The sequence below is a fragment of the Intestinibacter sp. genome (assembly GCF_022780145.1).
Lineage (GTDB): Bacteria > Bacillota > Clostridia > Peptostreptococcales > Peptostreptococcaceae > Intestinibacter.
Genome location: NZ_JALEXO010000088.1, coordinates 1 through 2,171, shown reverse-complemented (window position 1 = coordinate 2,171; position 2,171 = coordinate 1). Strand labels below are relative to the sequence as shown.

Genomic DNA, 2,171 nt, shown 5'->3' with positions numbered 1-2,171 from the left:
ACATGAGCCCATTTAGCTGTATAAGTTACATCCTCTGTATATGTATCCCCTGATTTGTATTCTGTAGTTGTATCATCGGTATCCTTATACCAACCTACAAATGTATATCCTTCTTTTTTAGGAGCTTCTGGTGTATAGTTTAATTGCTCATCTACATCTACTGATTTAACTACATTCTCAGTACCGTTGTCTGCATCAAATGTAACAAGTTTTTGAGAATCAGATGTAAGTTTAAAGAATTCTACATCATATGATACAGTACCGAATTCTCCTGTAGCTGTAACATTATACACACTACCATCTTCACAAGAAAATCCTGAAGGTCTAAATATTATACAACCTTGTTCTCCATAGATATTATTATCTACATAAAGATATCCTTTAGATGATTTGCCAGGAGTTAAATTCCATTCTTCATTCGTATTTTTACATGTAACCTTTACTGTTACATCTGATGAATCAGATATATAGCTACCTATAGTTAAAGACCATGGAGATTCTTCATCAAAATATTCTATAGGAGTCACTTGAGCTGGCCATGCTACCTTAGCAGTGCTCAACAGATTCTCATCATTATCATACATACTATCATTAATATACATAGTTTTGTAAATTCCAACTTGACCAAATCCAGTAGCTTTCATATTAGGATTTAATATCCATCTTCTATTTTCTACTGTTTTTATATTGCTACTATCAGCCATCCATTCATCTACAATAGTTCTGTTTAAATTGGAATAATCAGAACAAGATATACTTCCACTATTACAGCCCCCATAACCTTTATTGTATAATTCATCGCTCATACCCTCTGGTTGCGCTGGATAATATGAAATTTTTCCATTTATAGCTGATATTAATGAACCTGCTTGTGAAAATTGATTGTAGGTATCACTAAGCTCGACATCAGAAATCCCTGCTATATATCTCATTAGATTTAATGTGTCTAAGGCTGAATTCAATGTTTCGTCAGTTAATTTTCCTGGTTCATATGGTTGTGTTGTACTTGGTTGTTCTGAATATTGAGTATCGAAATCTAAATTTATATTCTTTTGTTGAACATAATTAGAGATTTCTTCCTTAGTGTGTTTTTCTACATCTAATCCCAGTGTTTCTTCTGCACTTGCAAATACTACCGATGTCAGTGTCATCGAAAAGCTTAGAGCGCTGCAAAGTAGCAATTTAGCTATTTTTTTCATAATTTTTACCTTCCTATATTTATTCAGCTGATAGCGCATTTACACTTGTTGAACCATTTTGGTATGGTGCATAAACTGTATATTCATTGCCAGCTTTATCCTTGTAAATTACGTAAGCACTTGCTGTAATTTGTCTATCAAATTGAGCTCTTGGTATACCTACTAGTGTACCTAGATAAGTTACATAGTTTTGTTTTTCATTTTCTTCGTAATTTATTTTACCTATAGATCTAGCAGCTAATTTGTTATCTACTGTTAGAGCTTCACCATCTGCTAATAAATTTGCAGGAAGTATTAAAGTTCCTTTTTCTACTATTTCATCTCCATCGTTGTAAATCTTAGTACCAAATCTTATACCGCTCTTATCGTCTACTACCTTCTTAACTTGTGCTCCAAGCATTTGAACGTGAGCCCATTTAGCTTTATATGTTACGTCTTGATCATATGTAGTACCTGATTGATATTCAGTAGTTGTATCGTCAGTATCTTTAAACCAACCTACAAAAATATATCCTTCTTTAGTTGGAGCTTCTGGTGTATAATCTAGAGCTTCACCTATATTAGCCTCCTTAACTGTTTTTTCGCCGTCATTATCGAAAGTTACGTTTACAGTTTGTTTCGTACCTTTTACTGTAATAGTAGTTTCTACTTCTTGACGATATAGTTTTTGTAAATCTTCGTTGTTTGGATACATTTCAGCGTATTTTGCGAATTTTTTACTTGAAAGAACTGATTTTATTGTAACTTGAGTATCTTTTTCAGGTCTATTTACAAGTAAGTTTTCGTAACTAACTACTGCGTTATTTGATGTATAAAATAGGTTATATCCGCTGATTCCCATGTTATCACTCGGATCGATAGCAACAGGCTCTATACCATTTCCAGTTTCATCTTTTACATCGTATACCCATTTCAAAGAACCGTCTTCATTTAAGCTAACCTCTTTAAATGCATGTAAATTATTTATTACAT

2 protein-coding genes are annotated in these 2,171 nt (G+C 32.8%); both read right to left on the bottom strand.

Annotated features, from left to right (window positions below):
* The coding region (locus MR593_RS03200; RefSeq protein ID WP_290686860.1) for an InlB B-repeat-containing protein at nt 1–1,199 on the bottom strand (1,199 nt) is incomplete at its 3' end.
* 19 nt (nt 1,200–1,218) lie between these two features.
* Nucleotides 1,219–2,171 (bottom strand): InlB B-repeat-containing protein (locus MR593_RS03195; RefSeq protein WP_290686859.1); only part of this gene is annotated, 953 nt, incomplete at its 5' end.